The 23,908-nt window shown below is 68.4% G+C and carries 25 protein-coding genes; 24 read left to right on the top strand and 1 reads right to left on the bottom strand.

The window, feature by feature from the left end; translation table 11 throughout:
- Positions 1–84: 84 nt before the first annotated feature.
- From MZC64_RS19680 to MZC64_RS19655, 6 genes are all read left to right on the top strand, one after another.
- Complete coding sequence (locus MZC64_RS19680; protein ID WP_247758215.1) at positions 85–675, top strand: hypothetical protein; 591 nt, start codon at positions 85–87, stop codon at positions 673–675.
- A 3-nt stretch (positions 676–678) separates the two neighbouring features.
- Entirely contained in the window at positions 679–948 is a 270-nt protein-coding gene (locus MZC64_RS19675) for a hypothetical protein (RefSeq protein ID WP_247758214.1), read from the top strand.
- 238 nt (positions 949–1,186) lie between these two features.
- Positions 1,187–1,702, top strand: coding sequence for a hypothetical protein (locus tag MZC64_RS19670; protein WP_247758212.1), 516 nt, complete (start codon positions 1,187–1,189; stop codon positions 1,700–1,702).
- Entirely contained in the window at positions 1,699–2,043 is a 345-nt protein-coding gene (locus MZC64_RS19665; protein WP_247758210.1) for a hypothetical protein, read from the top strand. The genes MZC64_RS19670 and MZC64_RS19665 overlap by 4 nt, the downstream gene beginning before the upstream one ends.
- Positions 2,040–2,453, top strand: coding sequence for a hypothetical protein (locus MZC64_RS19660; protein ID WP_247758209.1), 414 nt, complete (start codon positions 2,040–2,042; stop codon positions 2,451–2,453). Before MZC64_RS19665 ends, MZC64_RS19660 begins: the two co-directional genes overlap by 4 nt.
- 87 nt (positions 2,454–2,540) lie before the next feature.
- Positions 2,541–3,002 (top strand): Imm1 family immunity protein, encoded by a 462-nt coding sequence (locus MZC64_RS19655; RefSeq protein WP_247758208.1) that lies wholly within the window; start codon positions 2,541–2,543, stop codon positions 3,000–3,002.
- A 17-nt stretch (positions 3,003–3,019) separates the two neighbouring features.
- Here MZC64_RS19655 and MZC64_RS19650 read toward each other — a convergent pair whose 3' ends face one another.
- Positions 3,020–3,226, bottom strand: coding sequence for a hypothetical protein (locus MZC64_RS19650; RefSeq protein ID WP_247758206.1), 207 nt, complete (start codon positions 3,224–3,226; stop codon positions 3,020–3,022).
- 478 nt (positions 3,227–3,704) lie between these two features.
- Here MZC64_RS19650 and MZC64_RS19645 point away from each other — a divergent pair, with 478 nt between their 5' ends.
- From MZC64_RS19645 to MZC64_RS48735, 18 genes are all read left to right on the top strand, one after another.
- Complete coding sequence (locus tag MZC64_RS19645) at positions 3,705–4,586, top strand: hypothetical protein (RefSeq protein WP_247758205.1); 882 nt, start codon at positions 3,705–3,707, stop codon at positions 4,584–4,586.
- Positions 4,587–4,781: 195 nt separating this feature from the next.
- Entirely contained in the window at positions 4,782–5,366 is a 585-nt protein-coding gene (locus tag MZC64_RS19640; RefSeq protein ID WP_247758204.1) for an ATP-binding protein, read from the top strand.
- A gap of 639 nt (positions 5,367–6,005) precedes the next feature.
- Positions 6,006–6,419 carry a hypothetical protein gene (locus tag MZC64_RS19635; RefSeq protein WP_247758203.1) on the top strand — a complete coding sequence of 138 codons (414 nt, stop codon included), beginning with the start codon at positions 6,006–6,008 and terminating at the stop codon, positions 6,417–6,419.
- A gap of 133 nt (positions 6,420–6,552) precedes the next feature.
- Positions 6,553–9,513, top strand: coding sequence for a type I-U CRISPR-associated helicase/endonuclease Cas3 (gene cas3u / locus MZC64_RS19630; RefSeq protein ID WP_247758202.1), 2,961 nt, complete (start codon positions 6,553–6,555; stop codon positions 9,511–9,513).
- Between the two features lie 505 nt (positions 9,514–10,018).
- A complete protein-coding gene (locus MZC64_RS19625; RefSeq protein ID WP_247758201.1) occupies positions 10,019–10,909 on the top strand; it encodes a hypothetical protein in 891 nt (296 codons plus the stop codon).
- 124 nt (positions 10,910–11,033) lie between these two features.
- Positions 11,034–11,183 carry a hypothetical protein gene (locus tag MZC64_RS19620; protein ID WP_247758199.1) on the top strand — a complete coding sequence of 50 codons (150 nt, stop codon included), beginning with the start codon at positions 11,034–11,036 and terminating at the stop codon, positions 11,181–11,183.
- Between the two features lie 274 nt (positions 11,184–11,457).
- Positions 11,458–11,592 carry a hypothetical protein gene (locus tag MZC64_RS47910; RefSeq protein WP_282105470.1) on the top strand — a complete coding sequence of 45 codons (135 nt, stop codon included), beginning with the start codon at positions 11,458–11,460 and terminating at the stop codon, positions 11,590–11,592.
- A 254-nt stretch (positions 11,593–11,846) separates the two neighbouring features.
- Complete coding sequence (locus tag MZC64_RS19615) at positions 11,847–12,017, top strand: hypothetical protein (RefSeq protein ID WP_247758198.1); 171 nt, start codon at positions 11,847–11,849, stop codon at positions 12,015–12,017.
- Between the two features lie 286 nt (positions 12,018–12,303).
- Positions 12,304–13,185: a hypothetical protein gene (locus MZC64_RS19610; RefSeq protein ID WP_247758196.1), complete on the top strand. Its 882-nt coding sequence runs from the start codon at positions 12,304–12,306 to the stop codon at positions 13,183–13,185.
- 1,250 nt (positions 13,186–14,435) lie between these two features.
- Positions 14,436–14,840: a hypothetical protein gene (locus MZC64_RS19605; RefSeq protein WP_247758195.1), complete on the top strand. Its 405-nt coding sequence runs from the start codon at positions 14,436–14,438 to the stop codon at positions 14,838–14,840.
- 435 nt (positions 14,841–15,275) lie between these two features.
- Positions 15,276–16,334 carry a hypothetical protein gene (locus MZC64_RS19600; RefSeq protein WP_247758194.1) on the top strand — a complete coding sequence of 353 codons (1,059 nt, stop codon included), beginning with the start codon at positions 15,276–15,278 and terminating at the stop codon, positions 16,332–16,334.
- A 91-nt stretch (positions 16,335–16,425) separates the two neighbouring features.
- Positions 16,426–16,884 (top strand): hypothetical protein, encoded by a 459-nt coding sequence (locus tag MZC64_RS19595; RefSeq protein ID WP_247758192.1) that lies wholly within the window; start codon positions 16,426–16,428, stop codon positions 16,882–16,884.
- Positions 16,885–17,023: 139 nt separating this feature from the next.
- On the top strand, positions 17,024–17,611 hold the full coding sequence (locus MZC64_RS19590) for a hypothetical protein (RefSeq protein ID WP_247758191.1): 588 nt from the start codon (positions 17,024–17,026) through the stop codon (positions 17,609–17,611).
- 31 nt (positions 17,612–17,642) lie between these two features.
- A complete protein-coding gene (locus MZC64_RS19585) occupies positions 17,643–18,443 on the top strand; it encodes a hypothetical protein (protein WP_247758190.1) in 801 nt (266 codons plus the stop codon).
- A gap of 71 nt (positions 18,444–18,514) precedes the next feature.
- A complete protein-coding gene (gene dprA / locus MZC64_RS19580) occupies positions 18,515–19,393 on the top strand; it encodes a DNA-processing protein DprA (RefSeq protein WP_247758188.1) in 879 nt (292 codons plus the stop codon).
- The gene (locus tag MZC64_RS19575; protein ID WP_247758187.1) at positions 19,390–20,187 is read left to right on the top strand and encodes a M48 family metallopeptidase; all 798 of its coding nucleotides are present in this window, start codon (positions 19,390–19,392) and stop codon (positions 20,185–20,187) included. The genes dprA and MZC64_RS19575 overlap by 4 nt, the downstream gene beginning before the upstream one ends.
- Before the next feature lie 643 nt (positions 20,188–20,830).
- Positions 20,831–22,636: a hypothetical protein gene (locus MZC64_RS19570; RefSeq protein WP_247758185.1), complete on the top strand. Its 1,806-nt coding sequence runs from the start codon at positions 20,831–20,833 to the stop codon at positions 22,634–22,636.
- Between the two features lie 522 nt (positions 22,637–23,158).
- The gene (locus MZC64_RS48735) at positions 23,159–23,866 is read left to right on the top strand and encodes an acyltransferase (protein WP_247758184.1); all 708 of its coding nucleotides are present in this window, start codon (positions 23,159–23,161) and stop codon (positions 23,864–23,866) included.
- Positions 23,867–23,908: the final 42 nt, after the last annotated feature.

Genomic DNA, 23,908 nt, shown 5'->3' with positions numbered 1-23,908 from the left:
AGCCGGGGCCAAATCCAAGAGGCAACCGGCGCCACCGAAACCGTTGCCCGGCAAGGCAATCTCGATCTGGAAGGCGAGTTGAGTATGACGGCCGCGTTCACATGCGACCAAGGATTCCACCGCTGGGCAAGCCCGATCAACGAACCGCTCGGCAACAGCCTGGTCGAGGCGGACTCAGCCTGCCTGAACCCGTACTGCACGGCGACTCGGACGGTGCTGTTCGGCCCGGTCCACACCATCGGGCAGCCGGAGCTTGCCGCGCCCGGGGCGTTCGAGGTGATCAACGAGGTTGCCGCAGGTGCTCACCTGGCCGAGGCCGACCAGTTGCCCTACCGGCAGGCACTGAGGGAGAAGCGCAGCCCCTACCGGCGGTCGCGCCGCATGTACACGGTGCTGCTCGCGGCACAGTTGTTCGCGGTGGGCGATGCTCTCGTCGGTCTGGTGACGACCGGGCTGGGCTGGGTGCCATTGTGGGGCGGACTGCTGATCATCGCCCTGGCGCTGGTGAGCCTGTTCATGGTCTCCACCGCTGCCATGGCCGAGCGGGAAACCCGACTGGGCGTGCACACGCTGGTGCTGGCCAAGCTGATCCGCCCGGACACCCGTGCGAACAGCACCGGCAAGCCAGACTCCGCCGAGACACCGCCCGGCCCGGCACCGGCGCTGCCCGCCTAGCTCATGCCGTTCTGGCTCCTGGTGCTCGCCCTGGCCGCGGCCGCCGCGCTGGTGCTGGCCGGGGCCGCCGGATACACCGGGACGCTGACCGCGCTCGCCGACCTGCTCGCCCGGCCGGCCGAACCGCCCGGGTCGGTCACGAACGGGCTCGTGGCCACCACCACGCAGCAACGCACCTGGCGCCGACAACACCACCCGGTCCCGCTCTGCCTCGCCTCACCCGCCCCGGCACGGACACCCCGTCACGCCGCATCCCCTCCCTACACCGTTTAGCCGCGGCCGGGCGCTGTCGCCTCCCACCAGGACAGCACCGGCCGGCATGGGGCGCGGGCCACCACCTGCCCGGCCCGCGCCCCCAGTTGACCCGAACCGCCAGCACTACGTGGAGGACGACCCCGTGCCCGATGACCCCACGCCCAGATCGCGGGCACACCTGCGGCTGGTCACCTCACCCCCACCACCCCCACCACCCCCACCAGACCCACCCGCCCTGCCTCCGCGCGCCAGGCCCATGACCCTCGACGAAATCTATGCCCGGGACGCCGAGGCCGATGCGTTCGTCGAGCAGCGCATGCGGGAGGAGGCGGTGAGCCGCATGCGCGTCTCCCTGCTCTGGGAACCCAGGACGGTCGTGACCTTCGGCAGAGTCGACCTCGCGCCGCGTATGAACGTGGTCTTCGCCTGCCCACAGCCCGGCTGCACCATCACCGTGCCGATGTTCACCGAGGCAACCGAAATCCCGCTGATGTGGGACTGCATCCGGCACCGCGCCACCGCCCGGCGCATGGACCCTGTGCCGCTGATTACCGAGGCCCCGCAACCGGATAGGCCGTTCACAGCAGGCACCACCCGGCACGACAAACCGAACCGGGTCGAGCAGACCCCGCGGGTCCGCCTGCATGAACGCCCCCCGGAAGTGGAGCTGATCGCCTCGGCCGAGGACCACCTGGCCAAACTACGCGGCCGCGCGGACCGCGTCCGGACTGGTGCCCGTGCCTCCGCCCCGGAGACCAGGAAGCAACCGTGATCGGGTTCAAGGGATGGCCGACGGAGTTTCCTCGGCCGGTCCTGCGTGAGGCCATCGAGTTCGCCGTCCTCCAGATGGACGGCCGCCCGGAAAAGACGACACTGTGGCAGAGCATCCAGGCCCTGCACGTCACCGCCGAGGAGTGGAACAGGCTGTGCAACACCGGGGAGCGCGGCCCCGAGATGCTGGCGACGGTGACACAACTGCTTGCCGCACGGGCGCAAGAGTTTGCCGAAGCCTCGCTCGCGTACTTCACCGCCAACTCCGACCTCACCGAACAGCACGCCCCGACCATCCAGCGCTACACCGACACCACCGAGGAGGAGGACGAGCCGGAATGAGCGGGGACTTCGACGAGCTGCCCGACGACACGAAGCAGATGCTCTACATCGCCTACGGCTACGGCATGGTCTCGCTGCAAGCCTCACCGGAGGCGCAGCGGCTTGCCGAAGCGCGGCACAACCTGATCGAGCTGTTCGTCGGGTTCGAGCAGGTGGCACAGGCTGAGGTCTCCGCCTTGCCGCCGCAGGAGGTGGTGGGGTACTGGGGCCACTGCATGACCGGCCTGCCGCAGGTGCTTAACGAGCACGGCGCTGCGCTGGTTGCCTACCGGGAGGCGGTGGTGGCCGAGGCGGAAGCGCTCAACGCACTGTTCCCCGACGATCTCTCTCACAGCCAGCGCCGCCAGAGGGACCGGTCCAACAGACGCAAGAAGCGGGCGGTGACCAGCAGAGTACGGCGGAAGCGGTGACCGCGCTTATCCAGCAGGGTTCCATGCTGGTGGTGTGAGAGCGCGGGGCGACCGAACCGAAGGTCCTGAAAGGGAGAAGGCAACGCCGTGACCGAGACCGTGGTGAGCGTGCTGGTCGGCAACAGGCTCCGGTACGCGCGGCAGCCCAGCGAGGTCGAGGCCCTGATTGCCGAGCTACTGACCCCCGGCGCGGCGGTGGTGCAGTGGTTTGTCTCCGACCGGGAGGCGTCCACGGGCGCCGACGGCCGGGAGCGGTACTACCCGGACACCAGGCTGTTGACCTCCGTCGGGGAGGACGGCGTGGTGGCCGCGGTGAGCTACCTCGCCCGGAAGTCTGCGGTGCCCCCGAAGGGGGTGCTTGTGGACTCACTCGCCGCACAGCCAACCCCTGAGCCGGTCGAGTTGATGTTCGACCGGGAGTCACGATCCACCTTCCGTGCGGACTCCGCCGTGCCGATTGCAGCGGTTGCGGAGGCTGCCCGAGAATTCTGCCGGACCGGTGGGCAGCAGCCAACGGCGGTCCTGTGGCAGCCTGGCCAGCACATCTAGGTCCCTGACCTGCGGGTTTATCCCGAATCGGACCATGTCCCCTGGTTCGTTACTTGACCTTCCAGTTCGCGATACCCGAGCTGGGTTAGCTCAAACTCACCGCGGTGGACGCCCTCCAGCCAGGCCAGCCGTTCACCCCTGCCGAACAACAGGACGGTCAGCACGGTGCAGATCCGCACGGCGATGTAGGCCGTGCCGTGCACCTCGGCGACGGCGATCTCCACGGCTTCGGCCGAAGCAGGGAGGTCGCCGAGTCGTCACCAGGTCAGTTGTCGAACGTCGACCAGGCGGGCCGACTTCGCATCGAAGCGGGTCGACAATGCCGACTTCACGGCCCTCTGAGACTGCACCGCCGACGTCAGCCGCCGAGAAACCCCTGACCCACAAGGCATTCAGACAGTTCCAACGCCGACGTCGCCATTGCTGCTCTGCCAGCGCCTTGCAGGCCGGTTTATCCACCATGTGCCCACCGACCCTGGCAACGAACAGGACACCGGCGGGCCCCACGGAGCCGCACTCACCCGGACTGCGGCGACCATCTGCGCGACCGGCCTGAGCGTCCACCCACACCGGTGGACGGAGGTAGCCCCCGGGAAGTGCCACGGAGGGGGCGGCGCATGCCCACCCTGCAAGAACGGCTGCTCGGACGACCCGCCGCCCCACCTCAACTGATCGTCGGCTCAACCCGAGAAGATAGGGACCGTGACACAACGCAGTGAATGGGCAGACCTCCCCTCCCCGGTCCGAGACGCCGTGCAACAGCACTGCGGCGAGGTCACCAGGGTGGAGCACGCCACCGCGGGCATCAACTCCGCGTTCGCCGCCACCCTGCACACCACCGGCGGGCCGGTGTTCTGCAAGGCCACCACGGACCCCACGTCGGCCATGCACAGGACCGAGGTGCAGGTAGCCCCGTTCCTGCCTGCGGTCGCCCCCCGCCTTCTCTGGAACGTCGAGGTGGACGGTTGGCTGCTGCTCGGCTTCACGCATGCTGCCGGGCAGCACGCCGACCTATCCCCGCACTCGCCGGACTTGGCACTCGTCGGCGAAGGAGTGAGCACCCTGGCCAACGAGTTGACCCCGTGCCCACCAGTCCAGGTGCCCGCGCTGGCCGACAAACTCACGCGCGTCGCCCCCTGGCGTCGCCTCCGGCACAACCCACCGGAAGACATGGACCAGTGGGCGCGCGAGAGGTTCGACGAGTTCGTCACCCGGGAGGCGCTGGTGACCGAGGCAGTCCGCGGTGACACGTTGGCCCATACCGACCTGCACCCGCTCAACATCCTGGTCAGCAACACGGCCCACGTCATCGACTGGGCCTGGGCACAGCGGGCTGCTGTCTGGGTCGACACTGCCTACCTGGTCCCGCGCCTCATCGCAGCCGGACACGAACCTGCCGACGCCGAACAGTGGGCCTCCGGCCTGCCCACCTGGTCCAAGGCGTCCCCGGAGGAGATCACAGCGTTCGCCACCACCATCTACGGCTGGTGGGAGTGGCTGCGCGTGCAGTACCCGGCACCGCACCGGGCCCGCCTCGCCGAGACAGCCCGAACCTGGGCAGAACACCGACTCCAGGCCACCTGAGCGAACAAGCAGCGGTCCTAGATGGACAGTTCCCCCATGGCAAAACCGGTTTCTACCAGCGGCTGCTCCCTCACAGCGGAGGCCGCCGTAGCACGGACGAACAGCACAATCCCGTCCATTCCCTTGCGGAAGTACCGGAGAGCCCCAGCCGAGATGACCGCTGCCTCGGCTACGTGGGCGCTACCGTTGATCGTCATGGGCAACCTCGGCCAGCCGCAGCCGCCGCTTCCGGAACCGACTGCCGCACTGATCCGCTGTATCAGCAAGCATGCACCGTGCGTGGTGGTGTTGCTCGGCCCGCCCGGAGCAGGCAAGTCCACGCTCGCCAAGGTCCTGACTGACCAACTGGGAAACAGGACCGCGACATTGTCCTATGCTGCTCACCGCGCCGAGGTGTCCGGAGATCCTGCCGATCCGGCGGCGGACCCGATGGCCGGCACGCTTCTGAGGGAGCGCCTCGCGGACCGAAGCGCCGCAGGGCTGACAACTATCGTCGACGGCACCCACCACCTCGCCCGCACCCGAGCCGCGCTGCTGGCCATCGCAGCCGAGTCCAGCCTGCCAGCGGTCGCGGCAGTGCTCTCCACCCCACTGGAAGTCTGCTTGGCACGGCAACGGGACCGGCCACCACACGAACCGGGCAAACAACACAGCCTGCGTGTTCCAGAACCACAAGTGCGGACACTTGACCGCGCCATCCACGAAGCCCGACCCGACCTCGCCCGCGAAGGATTCATCGTCCACATCCTCGGTCCTGACGCCACAGCAGGAACCAGGTAACCCAGCCCCATCCTCCCGACGACAGGTCTCGACGACCTCTGCCGCGGCAGGACCCAAAGGTCGTTGCCTGCGAGGCGGTCGCGGATCAGCAGCGCCACCATTTCGATCATGCACAGGGCACCTCAACTTCAGCCTTCGGTGATCCCGTCACCCGGCAGGGGCCCGGTCACGCGATCACCGATCCGGCCAGATCATCGCGGGGCACCGACAGAGCAGACGCCGGCGTCGATACGCCGATCTCACCCCGCGCGGATGCAGAGAAGTCCGGTGCTGGCGCCGCACTAGTCCGGGTGATCGAGCTGCGGTGGCCACCACCCCGGACTGAAGCGGCGCGGAGTCGTCGGCGCCGCCCCAGCTCCCACTCCACCTCCAGGCGGCCCTGTCGACGCCCAGCCCCGCCTCAGGGTAGCCTGGACGCCGCTTGGTGCCACCCTCATTGCAGGGTGGCCGGATGTTGGCACCGTGCGCTGGGTCTGACTCTTCAGCTCAGTCTCGCCCGCTTCGGCGGGCCCTCCTTGGCACGGTCCACCGGCGCGCATCGTCGTTCGCCACGGCTTCGGCCGTGGTCGTCGTGGCCCAAGCATCTGCCCCGGCGCCACCCGGCTCCGGGTACCGGATGCTGCCCCGAGGACGATGACCATGACCGACCACGCGCTCCACCGCACCGAGAACTCCAGTCGCCCGTGCCCAGCGTTGCCTGCGCCCACCGGTCACCAGGTGCTGGTGACCGACGCCTTGGTGATCACCGCCGACCTGCTGCTGGAGCTGGGCCACGCCAGCGACGTGCTTACCCGCTCCGTCATCCGTGAGGCCTGGATCCGAGATTTCCCTGAGGACCGGCAACCGCGACTGGTGGGCCCAGGTGAGATCGCCCGCCGCCGCGCCCATGGTGAGCGCCTCAACCCCCACCGCCGCGTCACCCACGGCACCCGCGCGGCGACCACGCTGAAGAACACCCTGCGCGACCTGGAGTACCTCGGAGCCCTCACCCGCCACGGCGAGGAGATCCACCTGCGCGACCGTGCGGTGCTGGCCCGGCTCAAGCAGATGTGACCCGGTCACCCGCGGCCGCCGCGGAGTCCGCCCTCCATCCCTCCCCTGGTCTCGTACCCGGGTGGGCGACGGATCCTCGGCATGGCTCTATCCCGCCCACTTCGTCCCGTTCCTCCCAGGCAAGGCGAGCATGATGAGTGAGTTCACCCTCGGCGGTTTCGCCGACTTCCTCCAGCAGGTCCATGGCCACACCCCGTTCCCGTGGCAGGAACGCCTCGTCGAGCACGTCCTCACCCGGCGGGAGTGGCCGAGTCTGCTGGATGTGCCCACCGGGTTGGGCAAGACCACGGTGCTGGACGTGGCCGCCTACACCGCCGCGGCCGGGATCAGCCCGCGCCGGGTGTTCTTCGTCGTCGACCGCCGCATCGTGGTCGATGAGGCCTACGCCCACGCCCAGCGCCTGGCCGCTGCATTGCGCAACCCGACCGGCGTGGCAGCCCGGCTGGTGGCCGAGAACCTGGCCGGGCTGGCTGCTTCGCTGGTGCCGGGGGAGCCGGTGTCGGTCACCCGGATGCGCGGGGGCGCCAGCTGGGACTGGCGGTGGCTGGACCGCCCCGACCGCTTCGGCATCGTCGTGGGCACGGTCGACCAGGTCGGCTCCCGGCTGCTGTTTAGGCCCTACGGCACCTCGGCGAAGCTGGCGCCGATCGATGCCGCTCTGGTGGGCACCGACGCGCTGCTCTTCCTCGATGAGGCCCACCTGTCCGAGCCGTTCCTGCACACCGTGACCGCGGTGCAAGACCTGGACCGCCCAAGCGAACCGGTGGCCGCCCCGATGCGGCTCGTCCAGCTCACCGCCACCCACCGCGCCGCCACCGGACCGGTCGAGCCGATATTCGACCTCGAGGAGAACCTCGCCCACCCAGTGGCGGGGAAGCGGTTGCGGGCGGCCAAGAAGCTGGTCACCGTGACCTGCCCGCACCGCAAACTCACCGACGTGCTCGTCGCGGCCGCGACCCGTGCCGCGCAGGCGCGTCCGGGCGGGTTGATCGGGGTGGTGGTCAACACGGTGGCCCAGGCCCGCGCGGTGTTCACCCACCTGCGCGGCCAGCACGCCGACGGGGCGGAGGCGGTACTGCTGACCGGTCACTCCCGGCAGGGGGACCGGGACCGGCTCCTGGCCACCTGGACCGACAAGATCATGATCGGGTGGCGTAAGGCGGACCCCGCCGCGCACACGACCCGGTTCGTGGTGGCGACCCAGGCAGTGGAGGTTGGGGCCATCCTCGACCTGGACGTGCTGATCACCGAGTCCGCTCCGTGGGATGCCCTGGTGGGGCGGCTCGGTCAGCTCAACGGCCTCGGCCAAGTCCCGGCCACCGCGGTCGCGGTGATCGTGCACCCGGTCACCACCACCCCGGACCCCGTCTACGGCCCGCCACGCCAGCACACCTGGGACTGGCTAACCCAGCTACAGCCCGCCGGGGAGTGGCCGGGTGCCCGCGCGGTCACCGCCGAGATCTTCACCAACCCCGACGGTCTGAACGTCAGCCCGCAGGCGCTGCGCGGGCTGCGGGCCCCGGCCGAGGCGCTGAGCACGACCACGCGGGTGCCGGAGATGTTCGCCCAGCACCTGCACGGGTGGGTGCGCACCGCCCCGATCCCCATCCCCGATGCCCCGGTGGCGCCGTTCCTGCACGGAGTGGGCCGCCGCCCCACCACGGTGCGCCTGCTCTGGCGCGCCGACATGCACCCCAAGGACACCCAGAACTGGGCGGCCACGGTCGAACGGATCCCACCCCGGACCGAGGAGATCCTCGAAGTCCCTATCAGCGCGGTCCGCTCCTGGCTCCAGTCCACAGAGGACAAAAGCGTGCTGGCCGACCTGGAGTGCGAACCCACCGAGCCCGACCGCAAGCCCGTGCGTGCCGCGCGGCCGGTTCTGGTGCTGCGTACCGACCAGCGGCCCCGCGTGGTGACCGACGCCGGGCAGTTGCGTGCCGAGGACCTGCTCATCCTGCCCGCCACCTACGGCGGCCTGGACGCCTACGGGTGGGCGCCGAACAGTGTCGGCCCGGTGCTCGATATCGCCGAACTGGCCAGCCTTGGTGCCCGGCGCCGCCCGGTGCTGCGACTGGACCCGGCCACCCTGCTGCCCCTGCTGGCAGCCACCGCCGACAGCGAGACCACCGCGGCGATCGCGCACCGGCTGGACCAACTGCGCCAGCACCTGCCAGCCACCATGTTCTATGCCGATCTGCCCGCGATCCTGCCCGCACCGCGACAGCATGATCTCAAGGCGGGCGAGTCCGCGATCACCGAGACCCTGGCCGACCTTCGCTACCGGCTCGGCGCGTGGTGGGCCCGGCTGCACCCCGGTGCGCCGTTTCCCCACAGGTTCGCCAGCCCCCACCCGGCCAGCGCCGCGGAGCTCGTGCTCGTCCACCGGGGCTCCCCGGGGGTCCGGGAAGACGTCGCCGGGCACTCCTCCACCTCCGACCGTCAGCTGAGCCTGCACCAGCACCACGACCAGGTCGGTGACCTGACCGAGGAGTTCGCCCGGAACCTCCACCTGGACCCGATCGTGGCCGCCACCGTCGTCCAAGCGGCCCGCTGGCACAATCTGGGCAAGCTCGATCCGCGGTTTCAAGCAATGCTGCGCCGCGGATCGCACCTGGCAGTCGAAGCCGCGGATCACCCGCTGGCCAAGTCGGATATGGATCCGGCCAATCGCGCCACGCTCATCCAGGCGCGCAAGTACAGCGGCTACCCCGAGGGGGCCCGGCATGAGGGGCTCGCAGCGTTCCTGGCCAGCCACCTTCTCGACGCCGGGGTGGTGAAGGGAGTGGACTCCGATCTGCTGGTGCACCTGATCGCAGCCCACCACGGCCACAGTAGGCCGCTGTTGCCACCGGTGCCCGATCCCCAGCGCCCCAGCAGCATCGTCATCCTCCGCGACTGCGCCACCTTGGACCGGGATGTCGAGGTCGACATCACTGCGATGTCCTCTGTGGACTGGGAGAGCTGCGTTCGGTTCGAAACACTCTGCCAGCGCTACGGATACTGGGGTCTGGCGTTGCTGGAAACCCTCGTCCGGCTCGCCGACATCAGCTGCTCTGCCGGTGACTACCCACCCCGCACCCCGGAGAACTGAACGAGACCGTCACCTCGTCACACTCAACCTAGGGGCCCGGCTCCAGCTCAGCAACGGCCTCACCCCAGGTGCCCTCGTGCGACACCGCTGGCTGTTCCCCTGGTGGCCAAGGCCAGGACGGCGCCGAGTTCGGGACTGGGCAGAACTGGCGCGGTGAACGAGGGCGCGGCCGACGTCGAGGAGTCTGTGGGCGAACAGGACAAGCGGTTGCTGTTGACCAGTTCGTGGGCCGACACCGGTGTCGGGGACAGTCGCTACACTCCGTGCTACCCAGCATGCGAAACGCGCCGAAACGACCATGGCCGAGTGTCCGAAGCGAGAGGGTGTTCGTCATCCTCTCCGCACGGGCATGAGGTGCTAGTGAGTGAACCGCAGCGGGTTGCGCTGCTCCGCACCGGAACCCGCACGGGCGCCGACCGCCCACGCACCTGGCCCTGCCTTCGGCGGCCGGGCCGCGGGATGGCGCGAAGCTGTGGTGCCGGAGCCTGCCGACAACGGAGGATGTGTGTCCCAGAAAGTCGATCCCGCAGCGGTGATCAACCAGGTTTATGGCAAGTACGCCGCCGCGGGGCACCGGTATCATTCCGAACTCCCCCCGGAGTTGGCCCCCTGGTATTGCTACATGCCCGACAGTGGTCACAACGTGGTCGTCCTGCTCGCCTCCGACTACCAGGAGCGGGCCGGTGCGCCGGCTTCCGCCCTTGACGGGCGGACCGTTCCCGCGCCGGTGCGAGCCGTGCTGCGGGCAGGGTGGACGGTCTCCCCGGAGGGTTTCATCGTCTGCGACCTTCCCTATGACCCGATACTGGGCCTGACCACCGACCCCGCCGATGATGAGTTCGCCGGCAGCCAACCCGCCCCGGAACAGCTGCACGTCCTTGCCGTAGGCCATCTCTACCACCCGAACAAGAAAAGCTGGCCGGAGACGACGCAGGTGACGTTGTCCGAGCAGGGCGTGGAGATTCTGCTCTTCCTGAAACGACCGAATGACCGTGAGATCAACGACGTGAGAACCGGGGTGGCGAACTTCCTGCTGATGGCCGCCGACGAGGTGCTCCTGCTGGGGTGGCAACTGGGCGCCTCGCTCTGGCAGGACGGCACCTGGGAGGCAGCCAGGCAGACCAATCGCACTGCCGGTCTGCCAGAGACCGGGACCGCGGGCGGCGTCAGCGTGCGGATCGTGCTCGTGGACGCTGCCACTGGTCTGGTCGAAGCGATCCGGCTAACCCCCTGGACGCCCGCGTTCACCGCCGAGGTTCGCCAGGCCATCGCCCGGCAACTCCGCACCGGCGGCAACCCCAGCAAAGCCCAGAGCACCTGTCAGAAGTGGTACTACACCTACCCTGACACTGCCTCGATGGTCGACAGCCCGGCCGCGATCGTGATGAACCGCTAGGTCCGAACGGGACTGGCTACCGAGGGTTTCCGGAACGGTTGGGCTGTCCGGCCAAGTGGCCGGCCGCGCCTGTCCGGCGTTCTGCCTCCACGCAGAGCGGGCATCGGGTTGCCGGCCGCACGGCGTGGCCGGGGCATTGTTGGACGGCAGCGTCACCCAAGGCTGGTACGCCCGCCACGACCACGGCTTCCTCGGCTTCGAGCCCGACCCGGGCCTGCCGGTGTGGGACGCCGACCTGGTCGAGGACACCGTGCGCTGGCGCCGCCACGACTGAGCAGGCGAGGCATCCGAGCCGGGTGTCTCGCCCCGGGCGGCGCGGCGCACGCTGGGCGACTCCGGCCCCGGAGTCAAGCCGCGTACTGGCGAACTCCGCTGCTCCCCTCAGCTACCAGCGGCACGCCAGCACGCGGCTTGACACCAGCGCCTGCGCCGCCCCCAGCGTCAGCGCCCCGCCCGGGGCGAGACACCCGGCATCCGGATGCCAGATGGTGCCGACACCGTCACAAGCTGGTTCCCGTGCCGCGCAACGGGTGTTGAGAAGGACGGACATGTCCACCCATGATCGCTTGGACATCATCCGCCAGATCGACGCGCTCACCGAACCAGGCCCGGACGCGGCGACCTGGCTCTCCAGCTACACCCACATAGTGTCCCAACCGGATCCCTGTCACCCGAGACCATGATCGCGATCTTTGCTGAGGATGGACCACATCGCGATCGTGTCGATCAACCAGGTCCGCCCGGGGGAGGACATAGCCCGGCTACTAGAGGATCCGATCACCGGGCGCACGACACTTCTCACCGAGGTCGGCATCTGGTCCGGCAACGACAGCCTCTGTGCCCATCCGCCGAACAGCAGAGCGAACCACGGTCAGCCAGCCCGCTCAGTGCGACCTTTCAGCGCTGGTTCAACACGACTGTCCCCGCTGACGGCACAGTGGGCGAAGCGATCGAGTGCTGGCTGCACGATCAGCTGAGTAGCTTCACCGAATTCAGCGGCCTCATCATCTGCAGTGTCGGCGCCTGCTCGGATGAGGAAGAGATCGGCAACACCGATTCGCCGGGACCGTCCCGGCGGGCCTGGCCGGAGCGCCGCGATCGCCCATGACCAAGCCTCATACGACACAGCACACCACCACCCTCGCCAACGCAGAGCATGACAGGCGCGACTCGGAGCCTGCCCCCAGCCTCACATCCCCCGCGCAGTGCCGTCACCACGAGCCTGATCCTCCACAGAGGACGGAAACCTGTGGGCGAGTCGGCGGGATGCACCAAGCCAGATGAAGCCACCACATCAACACCCACAGTCGCCTTCCGCGGGAACACCACGAGCCGTGGCAGTCCCCATCAGCGCGCGTCGACCGTCCCCGGCATCGCCTACCCCCAGGAAACCCATGCCCTACATGAATGTGCTCGTTGCCACCCGGGCCACCCACGGTACCCGCCACAACGACTTTGCCCACGCCCACGAGGCCGAACTCGTGTGTCTGCCTGCGATGTGCGACCTTGACCAGCAGGACCCCGACAGCAGTTGTGGCTGCGGTCGAGCATTTCTCGGGCTGGACTCCCGCAGGTCCACCACCACCGCCATGATCGTCACATTAGAATTGACCTTCGACGAGTACCACGACAATGTCCACCGCGGTCTCCTGGCCGCCGGAATCGGCAGGCAGGATGACCGCGCCACGCTGCTCGCACGGACAACTGCGATTGCGGAGGACCTGGCCGAGCGTGCCGCCAGCCATCCAGTCGGCACGGTGCTGGAGCGGCGAGGTACGACGGTCAACGTCCGTCGTCAGCCCACACTCAACTTTCCCATGTCTCCCAAGGGCACTGCGTTTGCCGACAGTGATTCCCGGCAGGACAACGCATTCGTCTACATCTACCTCTACGGGCGCGGAGAAGGTAAGTGGTTCCCGGCCTGGGTGGATCCCACTGCGCGATGGAACGGCTGGGTCCTGCCCGCCTTCACCCGCGAAGCCGCCGAGCACGTCGTTGACTGGACGAACAAGTTGCACAGCGAGGAGCCCGACGAGTTCTGCTCCGCCAGCTGGGACGGTGTGGATGTCCTCCTGACCTCGCCCGAGGCCAATGAAGACGCGGACCCGGAGTGCTACGTCCCAGACAGACACGGCCGCTACGACTTCGCCGCGGGCCACTGGAGATGGCAGGCAAAGGAATGCGGAACCTGTGAGGCCCAGGCTTATCCGGATCCCGCCGACCGCGTCCTTGTCCTGCCCCACAACGATGCCTGCCCCACGCGACCGATCCCCTGACACCGACTTCGACACTGGAGGCCATCTCTAGGTCGGGTCCCACTCGGTGCACTCCGGCCTGGTCTACACCGGCTCAGCTGGACCAGCACCCCTCTTCAGCGCTGCGCTTGGCCTCTGCAGGAACCCGGTTCGCCCGCGGCTACGAGCTGTCACGCCCTCGATGTCGCCGGACAGCAGTGATCAGCTTCGCCGGAGCCGTGGGGTCTCCGCCCACCATCGCCGTCAACAGCCCGATAATCTCGGGATCGTGCAGGTATGGGCGGAGTTGAGCAATCTGGTCGTCCAACGAACTGCCCCCTACTTCGAGACTGGTCACCAGCAGTTCCAATGCCTCACCTGCGCTGAGAAGCGCCCGCCCATCGGCCGGACCGCAACCATGCGGGCACGGCATGGACTCGGCAGCTCCCCAGATCCGGCACACCATCGGCCGGATCCAGTACACCGAGCACGTGCCAAGAAAAGTGAGCGCTGGGCACCCTGACCCTGGTTGGCTGTCGTGCCGCTCAGGGATGTTGCATCCAGCCTCACTGATGCGCCTGCGTTCGGCCTCGCTCATGTCAATGCCGGACACGCACGAGTGACCGCACTTCCCCACACACTCCAGCGGGGGCACTCGGGCGTAGAGCTCCTCCAGGAGAGCGACCTGGGTCAGGTCTCGGCGAGTGGTCATAGTGAATGCCATCATGCCCGCTCCAGCGAGTCTGGGCAGGCAGACCATCCCGACGGTGGTTGACGCCGAATCGGTACCCCTGGAACAGAAAATGGGTCGCCGGCGTGTAGGCGTGTCCCAGAACACCTCAGGATGACCGCCTGCATGCCCGGGGCTCAGGTAGCAGGGTTCGACGCTGCAGACGGTGTGGTGGCACTGGCCACGCAGGACAAGTCGACATTGCCATGACGGCCATGGTCGGACCTGATGTGCCGATGTTTGGTGCGAACCCCAGCCACAGCACTGCGTGCTGGCCGTCGTCAATCTCGAGAATCCGCAAGTTGGATGCCTGTTCAGTCGCATCAGCCAGACGTTTCCCAGTAGTGCACGGACACCCCCGATGGGGGATACGGGAGAGCTCGCTGTGCGCCCGCGTTCGGCGGGGGCGACGCACTCTGCACCACCGCGCCGGTACTCACCGAGCGCGCCCCGCCGAAGCGGGACACACCACCACACATCCACGAGGAGACGATCTGTCATGGGTGATTGGACCTCCGGAGCCCTCACCATCCACGCCTGCCCCCCACACCGCGTGCGTTCTGTGCTCGACGTTCTTAAGGAGTACGACCTCACCGAGCCTGACGCGGACGCCCGCGCGGTTGTGAAAGTCGGCGAGCCCTACCGCGCCGACACGTTCCCCTGTGGCCACGCCATCAAGCTGGCCAACGACCTGATCCAGAACGCCCCAGAGGCGGCGTTCACCACCTACGAGGAACCGGCCTACGACTGGCTCGGGATCACCTGCTTGTACGTGCCCGGCCTCGGGCAGTTCACCGCCTACTGCGACGGCGACGGCAATCCGGTGTTCACCCAAACCGAGATTCTGCAACTGGCGGCCGAACCCGACGAGGTCCGGCTGGAAAAGCTCGGCGTGCCGTGGCTGACCGCGATCAGCGCCATGCCCCAGACCGCCGTCGCCGCCCCGGACTGCCAGACCACCGGCTGAAGCTCACCGCGGCGCCTCCGCGGTGGGCGTGCAGGTGACTGGCTGCACTCCGTCGGTCACCGGCGCTACCGCGCGCGTCCAGGTTCCCGGAACCGGCTGGCCCGAACCGGCGCAGACCCGCCGGAATCACACCTTGTCGTCCCTCCTCGACACCGGGGAGTACGCCCATGAGTCCCACCTACCGCGACCAGGGGCCCAAATCTCGGCGCAGTCACGCCGACCTGTCCCCGCCTTGGGACCCCTCAGTCCACTGTGGACATCACGGCTGGCGCGCCGGAGACCGCCGCGGCGTACAGGGGCGCCGGGCACCGTCCGGCTCCGCCTGAACCCCGCGGATTTCCAGCACACAGCCGAGAACCGTGTCCAGGGCGACCCGGACGGCTCGGCAGGACGGACGTCCTGCTCTGCCCGTTGCACAACCCGCTCGGTGACCGAGTGCCCGAGCGGGTCGCGCAGCAGGCCCTCCACCAGGCGCACGCCGTGCTCGGCCTGCCGCGCCGTCGTCACCGCCGACGGCTCGGCCGCCGGCCTCGGTCCGAGGCGAACCGCCGCCGCCGACTGACCGCTGTCTCCAGCACCTCCGGAATTCACCCGCACCGACCAACGAAAGCGACGATCACCATGACGAACGACAACTCGGCCACCGTCGACGCGCTGCGCGCCGAGCTCGACCAGGAACGTGCACGCGCCGATTCCGTCGAAGCGCTCAGCCGCATACAGGCCGCCAGCCTCGCCGAGCTGGCCGCGCTCGCGGCGGAACTCCGGTGCCAGGTTGCCAACCTGGCCGATGACGCACTCAGCGCGAAACCCATGCCGGTGCGTGGCCTCCGCAACGTGACAGGCCGGATGGTCGGCTTGGCGGAATCCTTGAGCCGCACGGCCCACGCCTACGCGGGTGCCCGCACCACAGACATGCTGTATCCGACCGTGGCCGAGGACCTCCGTGCGCACAAGTGGATGCCTCGACCCGACCAGGGCCTGGACGGTGCGTTGCCGCCGGTCCCGGCCAGCGAGATGGGCGGGTTTCGGGGCTATGCCCGCGGCTGGCATCGAGGCCCGCAGTGGATCACGTTGTGGTTCACCGGACCGTGCGCGCTGGCCTACGCCGACAGCAGTGACCACGGCCGGCTCACCAGCGCCGAGGCCGTGCGCGCCGTGATCACCTCCGCCCGGTCGTTGTCCGCGTCGGCGCTGGCCGAGTGGGTCGCGATCCGGCAGAAGGCCCACGCCGCGCCCTTCGACGCCCCGTATGTCCGGGTGTTCGAGCACCTCCGGTCCGGTCCGTGGTCGGCAATCGAGATCGGTCGGTGCGACGAGTTCGGAGTCCCCATGCCTGAGGGCAGGGGCAACACCTCCGTGTGGGCGTGCCCGAGCGACCCCGATTTCCGGCTCTACGTCTGGGGAATCGGCAACGAACCAGTCCATGTCCGCTACTGGGCCGGCCCGGTGGTCGACATGGCCCACCTCGTCCGGATCACCGGTCAGTGCCGCTGACCACGATCACCGATCCATCCGCCCCACGCACGAGGTCCGAAGACGGGTGCCGGCCGAGTGCTGGCGGCCCCCGCGCTGAACCTCCGGCGCGTTGATCACCTACCGAAGGAGACACGTTCCCCTGTCCGACACCACGCACCCCCACACCACCGACGTCGTGACGCTGTGGGTCAATGGCCGAGATTCCCGCGACGGCACAGCAACCCTGACCCCGATCGTGGACACGACCAGTGGTCACACCGTCCACATTGTCACCATCGACGAGCGCGCCGCCGAGTGTTACGGCCTTCGCCAGCCCGTCAGCGTCATCGGTGGCCTGGTCCGAATTCGCAACCGATGGTCACCCACCGCCTACCGCGACCGTGCTCACCTCCTCGGCGGCGGGGGACTCGTCTACTTCCTGCCGAACGTCCCGAGCCGAGTTCGTGCGGTCCGCGCGCTGCTGCGCTGGTGGTGGGAGGTCACCTGGCGTGCCCGTGAGGGTGCCGATCCGCGCCACCTCGACCCGTGCCAGGAGTTGCCTGCGTTCCGTCTACGGCTGCTGGCCTAGCCACACATCCCTTCCCACATGGCCACCGTGACGGTCGGCCACGTCTTGAGTCGGCCTGGCGCATCGGCCGGACTCACCAGGCGGGCGACCTCTCATCCCTCCGCTGCACCACCTTCGGCCGGAAAGAACTCACACTGCCATGACCACCTCCTCCACCGCCGACGTGGCAGACGTCCTGGGTTGCGGCCACAACGCCACCCCGGCCACTCCCGGCACCGGAACCGGCATCGCGATCGACACGCACACCGGTGCCACGAGCTGCTACCCGTGCTCGAATGAACAGGAACGCGAGGCGATGACCCGCGCGAACATCTTCCTCGCCTACGTCTCCACCGACGGCGACGCGCTGACCACCTGGCCCGGCGGACATCTCGCCACGATCGATCTGGCCGATACCCGCCAGCCCGGCCGGCGCACCTACACCCCCTCCGGCGGGATGTGGACCCGCTACCTCTGGCACGCCACCGACACCTACGGAGGCCGCTGGGCCGGCGTCAACGGCGGCCCCGGCCTGCTCATCCGCCTCCGCCGGCTGCGCGCGTGCACCAGGCTCACCGAGTCCGGCAACGGCCGCGGCCCTCGCTACTGCCACCGCCGCGCCACCCACGCCGGCCAGGGCGGAGCTGCCGACCTCTACTGCCCCAGCCACGCCCGCCAGGTCTTCGACCTCTACGGCTGGACCACCACCGCGCTGCCACTGCGCACATCCGCCCCGATCACCGCGTGAAACCGCGCCACCACAAGGAAAGGACATCGCAGTGTCTCGGTTCGACCTGCACCTTGCGCACATCGACGGACTCGTCAACGCCGGACTGCAATTCGGCCTGATCGGCATCTTCGACGATCTCACCCCGGTCGGCCAGATGCTGCTGCAGCAGCACCGGCCCCATCACGATGGTGGACAGCAGGACGGCGAGTCGCCGGACTACGTCGCGACGGTCACCGCCCGCGCGCTGCATCCGATTGCCGCGCTGTGCCTGCTGGAGTGCTACGAGTACCAGACCAGCGGCACGATCGGCTGGCACACCAGTGAAGCGCACGCCTGGACAGACCGCCTGCGCGCGACGGTGCTGACCCGGCTGCCGGCCGAGGCCACAGCCTCTGTGCGCCATGGAGCTGGCCACGTCCCGGCTTACCGGCTTCTGCCGGCCTACACCGAAACACCGTGGGGTATCACGGAACTTGACCAGATCCCCGAACTCGGGGACGGCCTCATCGACGTGCCGGTCGTCCGAAAAGGACTGCGTGCGGAGATCCTGACCGGCCCGTTCCACAGCCCCAACAAGGGCCTGTCCTCCCGTGTCCGCCACGTGACGATCCTCGGTGTCGGGCAGGAGCGGACGCTACCTGCCTTCGCCCGGATTGCCGAACCTTCAGACGACGCGCCGGGCGTCTACCTCCTCTTCGAGCACGGCCGCTACGTCGCACGCCCCGCCGCCGCCCCGCCCGGCACCTGGTTCATGGCCTCTGGAGCTCACCTGCACACCAGCGATTCCCGCTTGCGCGAGCTGATCGGGCACAGCCTGCCCATCCCACTGCACGACCGCACCGAGCCCTAGCCACACCAGTACCGACCGCACCCGCCAAGCCCACGGACCCGAGCAAGCCTGACCCGCCGAAAAGGTGAACCATGCCCTCACACGACGAACTGCGCGCCCGTCTGTTCCTCCTGCGCGCCGCCGAACCACCCGCGCCCGCCATCGATCACTACGTCACCGTTCACGGGCCGGTCGAGGCCGTCACACAGATCCGGCACGGCACCGCCCCTGCCGCCGTGCTCGGCGAACTCACCCGGCCTGACGCACGGATCGAGGACGACCTGCGGGCCCTCGACCACGGCGCGGCGCGGCTAGTCACACCCGAAGACGACGAGTGGCCGCTGGAACGGTTGACCAGCCTGTCCGGCTTCGGCACCCCGCTCGCCCTGTGGGTGCGCGGCGGCGGCTCGCTGGCTCAGCTCACCAGCGCCGCCGTCACAGTCACGGGCTCCCGTTCCTCGACGGCGTACGGACACATCGTCGCCTCGGAGTTCAGCTACGACCTTGCGCGCGCCGGAGCGACCGTTGTGAGCGGCGGCAGCCTCGGGGTCGAGGAGGCTGCGCACCGCGGCGCGCTGGGCGCCGGCGGCCCGACGATCGTCGTGCTAGCCAACGGCGTCGACCGGACCCATCCACACCAGCACGCTCGGCTTTACCAGAGCGTGATCGAGCAGGGCGGTTTGCTGGTCAGCGAGTACCCGATCGGCACAGAACCGACTCGCATCCGATTCCACACCCGGTGCCGTCTGCTCGCCGCTCTCACCGCCGCGACCCTCATCGTCGAAGCCGGGCAGCGCAGCGGCGCCCTCGCCGTCGCCCGAACCGCCGGTGAGCTCGGCCGTCGCGTCTACGGCGTACCGGGATCGATTCATTCCGCGATGTCCACGGGCGTCAACGAGCTGCTGCGCACCGGCGCCGCCACCGTGGCCAGCTCAGTCGAGCACATCAACTACGAGCAGGGAGCACGATGACCGACCCTGACGCTTACCGCGCCGCTCTGGCCGCCCTCGACCTGCCGCCCGAATGGCAGGTCGAGGTGGCCATCCGTCTTCGACGCCGGACGACCGGCATCCAAGTCAATCCGGGAGGCGGTGTCGAGGTGCTGATCCCGCCGACGGCCGCCCCGGAACAGGTTGCGCGGGTTGTCTACAGCCATCGTCGATGGATCACCGAGAAGGTCGACACCGCCACGCGGCTGGCCCCCGATCACGCGGTCAAACAATTCGTCGACGGCGAAGAGTTCGACCTGCTCGGCCGGCGCTACCGGCTCCAACTCGTCAACGCCTCGCCCGCAGATGCCGCACAGATGCCCCTGATCACACCCGACGGCGTCCTGACCGCGCGCAGACAGCGGCCAGAGCTGGCCCGCCGGGCGGTGATCAGGCTGTACCGGCAAGCCGGGCTCGCCTGGTTGCGCCGTGAGGCAGGCCAGTACGAACTGGATGGCCACATCACCGGCTTGAGCTACGCGGTTCGCGACCTTGGCCGACGCCGCTGGGGCATCTACGAAGGCCCGCCGAAGCACAAGACCACGCTGCACTGGGCCGTGTTCGGCCTGCCGATGCGGCTCATCGAGTACGTGCTCGTCCACGAACAGGCACACGCCACCCAGCCCGGCGGACGCCCACACGGCCGCCCATGGCAACGGCGGATGCACTTCTGGATGCCCGACTGGCAACAGCGACGGACCGAATTCGCCGAGACCGGCCGGCACGCCTGGCTTGGCGACTGGAACCCAACGCCATCACCCCCATGTTGCCCGTAGTGCGCTGGAGTCTCGTGTTTGGGCCAATGGCAGCCGGCCCGACGGATGGCACGAACGCGATCAGCGGCCCGCGACTCGAACACCTCCTGGTAAAGGTCGTCCAGGATTGAGCCAGGCACCAACTCCGACGTTTTCTGCCAGCAACGACCGTGACGGCTGGGCGCACCCCGTTCCGGCGGATGTTCATTCCGCATGTTCTGGTCACCAGGCCCCGGTCCGCGAACAGGATTGACCCGCGGCCCGGCACCCGTCCGCTCGCTGAACTCGAAGACCGAACCCGCACCGCCACAGCACGACCAGGCGAGACCACGGGCCCGCTGCCGCCCGCTCGTGCTGCGCGCGATCCCACACCAGTCAGCCGAGCCCACCGGCCCTGGCTGTGCCGCACGCGCCCGATCCTGCCCGCGACACCCCAGAAGGACCGGGGGAGGTCTCCCGCCCTGCACGGGGCCACCAGACGGCGATCCGAGACGCGTGGGCTGGCCTTGCCCGCGATGCCCTGTACCCGGCCATGGCGCTGTGGCATGTGCCCTCCCGCCCCGGGACAAGCACACACACGACTCAACCCCGTATCTGCGGAGCACGTTTCCCCATTTCTTCACCATTTTTCTATTCCGATCCTCGCGTGAACTGGAGAACCCCTATGCCCACGACCGAACTCGCCCCCGACATCACCATCCCGTCCGACACCGTCTTCCAGGACGTCACCGCCCCCGACATCGACCCAACGGTAATCGAGTTGGTCCTGCCGACCAGCGCGGAGGAGGTCAAGGACTACACGCTGCTGCACGTCGACCCCGACGAGCTGGTCATCGGGCCCAACGTGCGACTGTTCGACCCGCAGCGCTTGGAAGACCCACAGGACGAGGAGTACGCAGACTTCGTCGCCGACCTCCTCGACCAAGGCAACACCATCCCGATCATCGCCCGCTACGACGCGCACGGGCAGTTGATCGTGATCGACGGGCAGGTACGGACCTACGGCCTGCGAAAGGCGAAGAAACGAGCTACCGAGAGCGGCGAGGTGTCCTGGAAGAAGGCCTTTGTCATCGCCCAGGCCCACGGCATCTCCGACGAGAAGGCCACCGCGATCGAGCGCATGGTCGAACAGCACGGCGCAAATTTCCTGCGATTCGCTATGACCCAGGCCGACCAGCTGCGCACCGTTCAGGGCCTGCTGGAACTGGGGGTCGAGCCCGTGACGGTAGGCAAGCGGCTGCGGCTGAAAAATGACGACGCCGCCGTCCTCATGGCGGTCGCACAAAGCACCCACGCCGCCGAGCTGGCCCATCAGGGCGTGCTGGGACTGTCCGAGAGTGCGGTGATCGCCGAATTCGAGGCCTACGGCGACGAGAGCGCGGCGGTCGAGGAGCTGACCGAATGCGCCCAGACCAACCCCGGCCAGATCCACAACATCGCCCAGCGGCTGCGTGTGGCGCGCACCGAACGTGTGGCGCTGGCGGCCGCGGCCGCGGAACTGGCCGAGCAGGGCCTGACAGTCATCGAACCCCCAGATACCCTCCGCGGCCCGCAGATCCGCCAGCTCGCCGACCTGCGCCCCACCGCCAAAACCAAGCCAGGCGGCACGCTGAGCATCAAACGGCATGCCACCTGCCCCGGCCACGCCGCCTACCTGACCTTTCACCGCGTGTGGCCGGACAAGGAAGGCACGGTCACCGTCATCCACGTCTGCACCGACTTCCAGCGGCACAAGCACGCCGAGCGCAACGCCGAGCCCGGCAAGACCCTCATTGAACGCCCCACTTACCCCACCGGCAGCGCCGTCCAGACGGGCCCGATGACCGCGGAGCAGAAGCGGTACCGCAAGACGGTGATCGCCCAGGGCAAGGCGTGGGACTCGGCCACGATCAAGCGGATGGAGGCGCTGGAGCTATTCGCCAAGCGACGCACCCTGTCGCAGGCCGAGGACACCTGGCTGGAGGCGATGCGAGCCAGCAGCGCTCGCTACGCCGACGCCGCGGGCCGGGGGCACCGCCTGGCGCTGACGCTGCTGGGCTGGGACAGCAAGTTCGCCGGTAACGGCAATAGGGCCGCGCTCAGGGCGGAGATCCTCAAGGCCAAGCCGGAGCGGGCCCGCGTGATCAGCATGGTCATGGTGCTTGCCGCACTGGAACAAGGCGTCAGCCGCCGCAGGACGTGGGAGAACCCCAACGAGGAGGAGATCGCCTACTTCGCCAAGCTCCGCACGCTCAAGCTGCAGACGCTGGAGCCCTCCGGACCCGCCGACTGGGTGCCCTCCGAGGTGGAAATGCTGGTGCTCGATCGGTCCGAGCCGGTGGACGCGGCCCTGGCCGCCGCGGTGGAGGACGAGATCGAGGTCGAAGCCACCCTGGACGACGAGGACCCTGGCGCCGACGACGAGCCTCTGGCCGACGGCGAGGATCTGCCCACTGACGGCGACGCCACCGAGGTCTCTGACGCACGGTGACCCCGAACGAGGCCGGAGCCGCATCAGCCGAGCACGACTACCAGACGGACCTGACCGCCTGACCGTTCCTGGTGGGGCTGCCCGCATGGGCGGCCCCACCAGCCGTCGTGCCACATGCTCGCCACCACGCCTGAGGAAACCTGTGACCGCCACGCAGGCGCTGTTCGGGGTGCCCTGCAACAGCAAGATTGCCCATCGCGTGCTCCAGGACGAGTTCGACCGCTCACTCCGCTTGCGTCAGGCGACGGGGGAGGTTCCTGTCCCGCGTGAGGCGCGGCTCGTAAGTACTTCAACGGTCAAAGTGATGAGCCCACGCTTCTCGTTTCAATCGGCATGCTACGGCTCACCAGGCCGACCTAACCCAGTTCGCCGCCGTCAAGGCCCTCATCTCCGTAATGCTTGCGACCTCCATGCTCAGGGAAGCGCGTCACGTCGAAGACGAGGTCGCAGCTGCGAACAACTCCGAGAACACCGACTGACGGCGGGCAGGTCATGCGAATGAGTCGGTTGTAGGTTGCTTGGGTGGACAAGGAGATTGGGGACTGGACTCTGCGTGAGCTCATGGCGAACCCTAGTGCGGGAAGCGTGGTCCGGCAGGTGTGGTCGTGGGCGAGAGAGGTCGGTACGATCACTGAAGACGACCCCGAGGCGGCTCGGTTCCGAAGCTTCGGCCCTGGCAGCAGGATCGAGTTTCCGCAGTTGCTCTTGCAGAACACGGACTGGATTTCGTTGGGGTCGAACACCGAAGTCGGCCCCTTTGCAGTGCTGTCGGTCGGCATGATCGAGGGTCAGGACAGACTCGACACGGGACCGCGCGGCACCGAACCGATCATCACAATCGGCGAGCGGTGCGGGTTCGGCCGGTATTTCCAACTAATCGCACATCTGCATGTGGAGATCGGTGACGTAACGTGGTTTGCTCCAGACTGCTTTGTGACTGATCAGAATCACCGGTATGATCTCGTTGACCAGCCAATCCATGATCAGTGGCCGCCAGAAAGTCGTCCGGTGTCGATCGGGTCGGGTTGCAGTATCGGCCGGAACGTGACAGTACTGGCCGGTGCTCGCATCGGGCGGAACACCTTGGTCGCCGCGAACTCCGTGGTTGCCCGGGGCGAATACCCGGACTTCGCTGTTCTGGCGGGAAGCCCGGCTCAGGTGAAGCGCCGTTATGACCCGGATAGTGGGTGGGTTCCCCCACGGCCTGTGGAAGCACCCACGAGCCGGTAGGCCAGGCCGTCACCGATCCGACGGGCACACCGACGCCAGCAT

Source organism: Crossiella sp. S99.2 (assembly GCF_023094165.1).
Classification (GTDB): domain Bacteria; phylum Actinomycetota; class Actinomycetes; order Mycobacteriales; family Pseudonocardiaceae; genus Crossiella.
The sequence above is the reverse complement of the archived record's forward strand: the minus strand, read 5'-3'. Positions and strand labels throughout refer to the sequence as shown.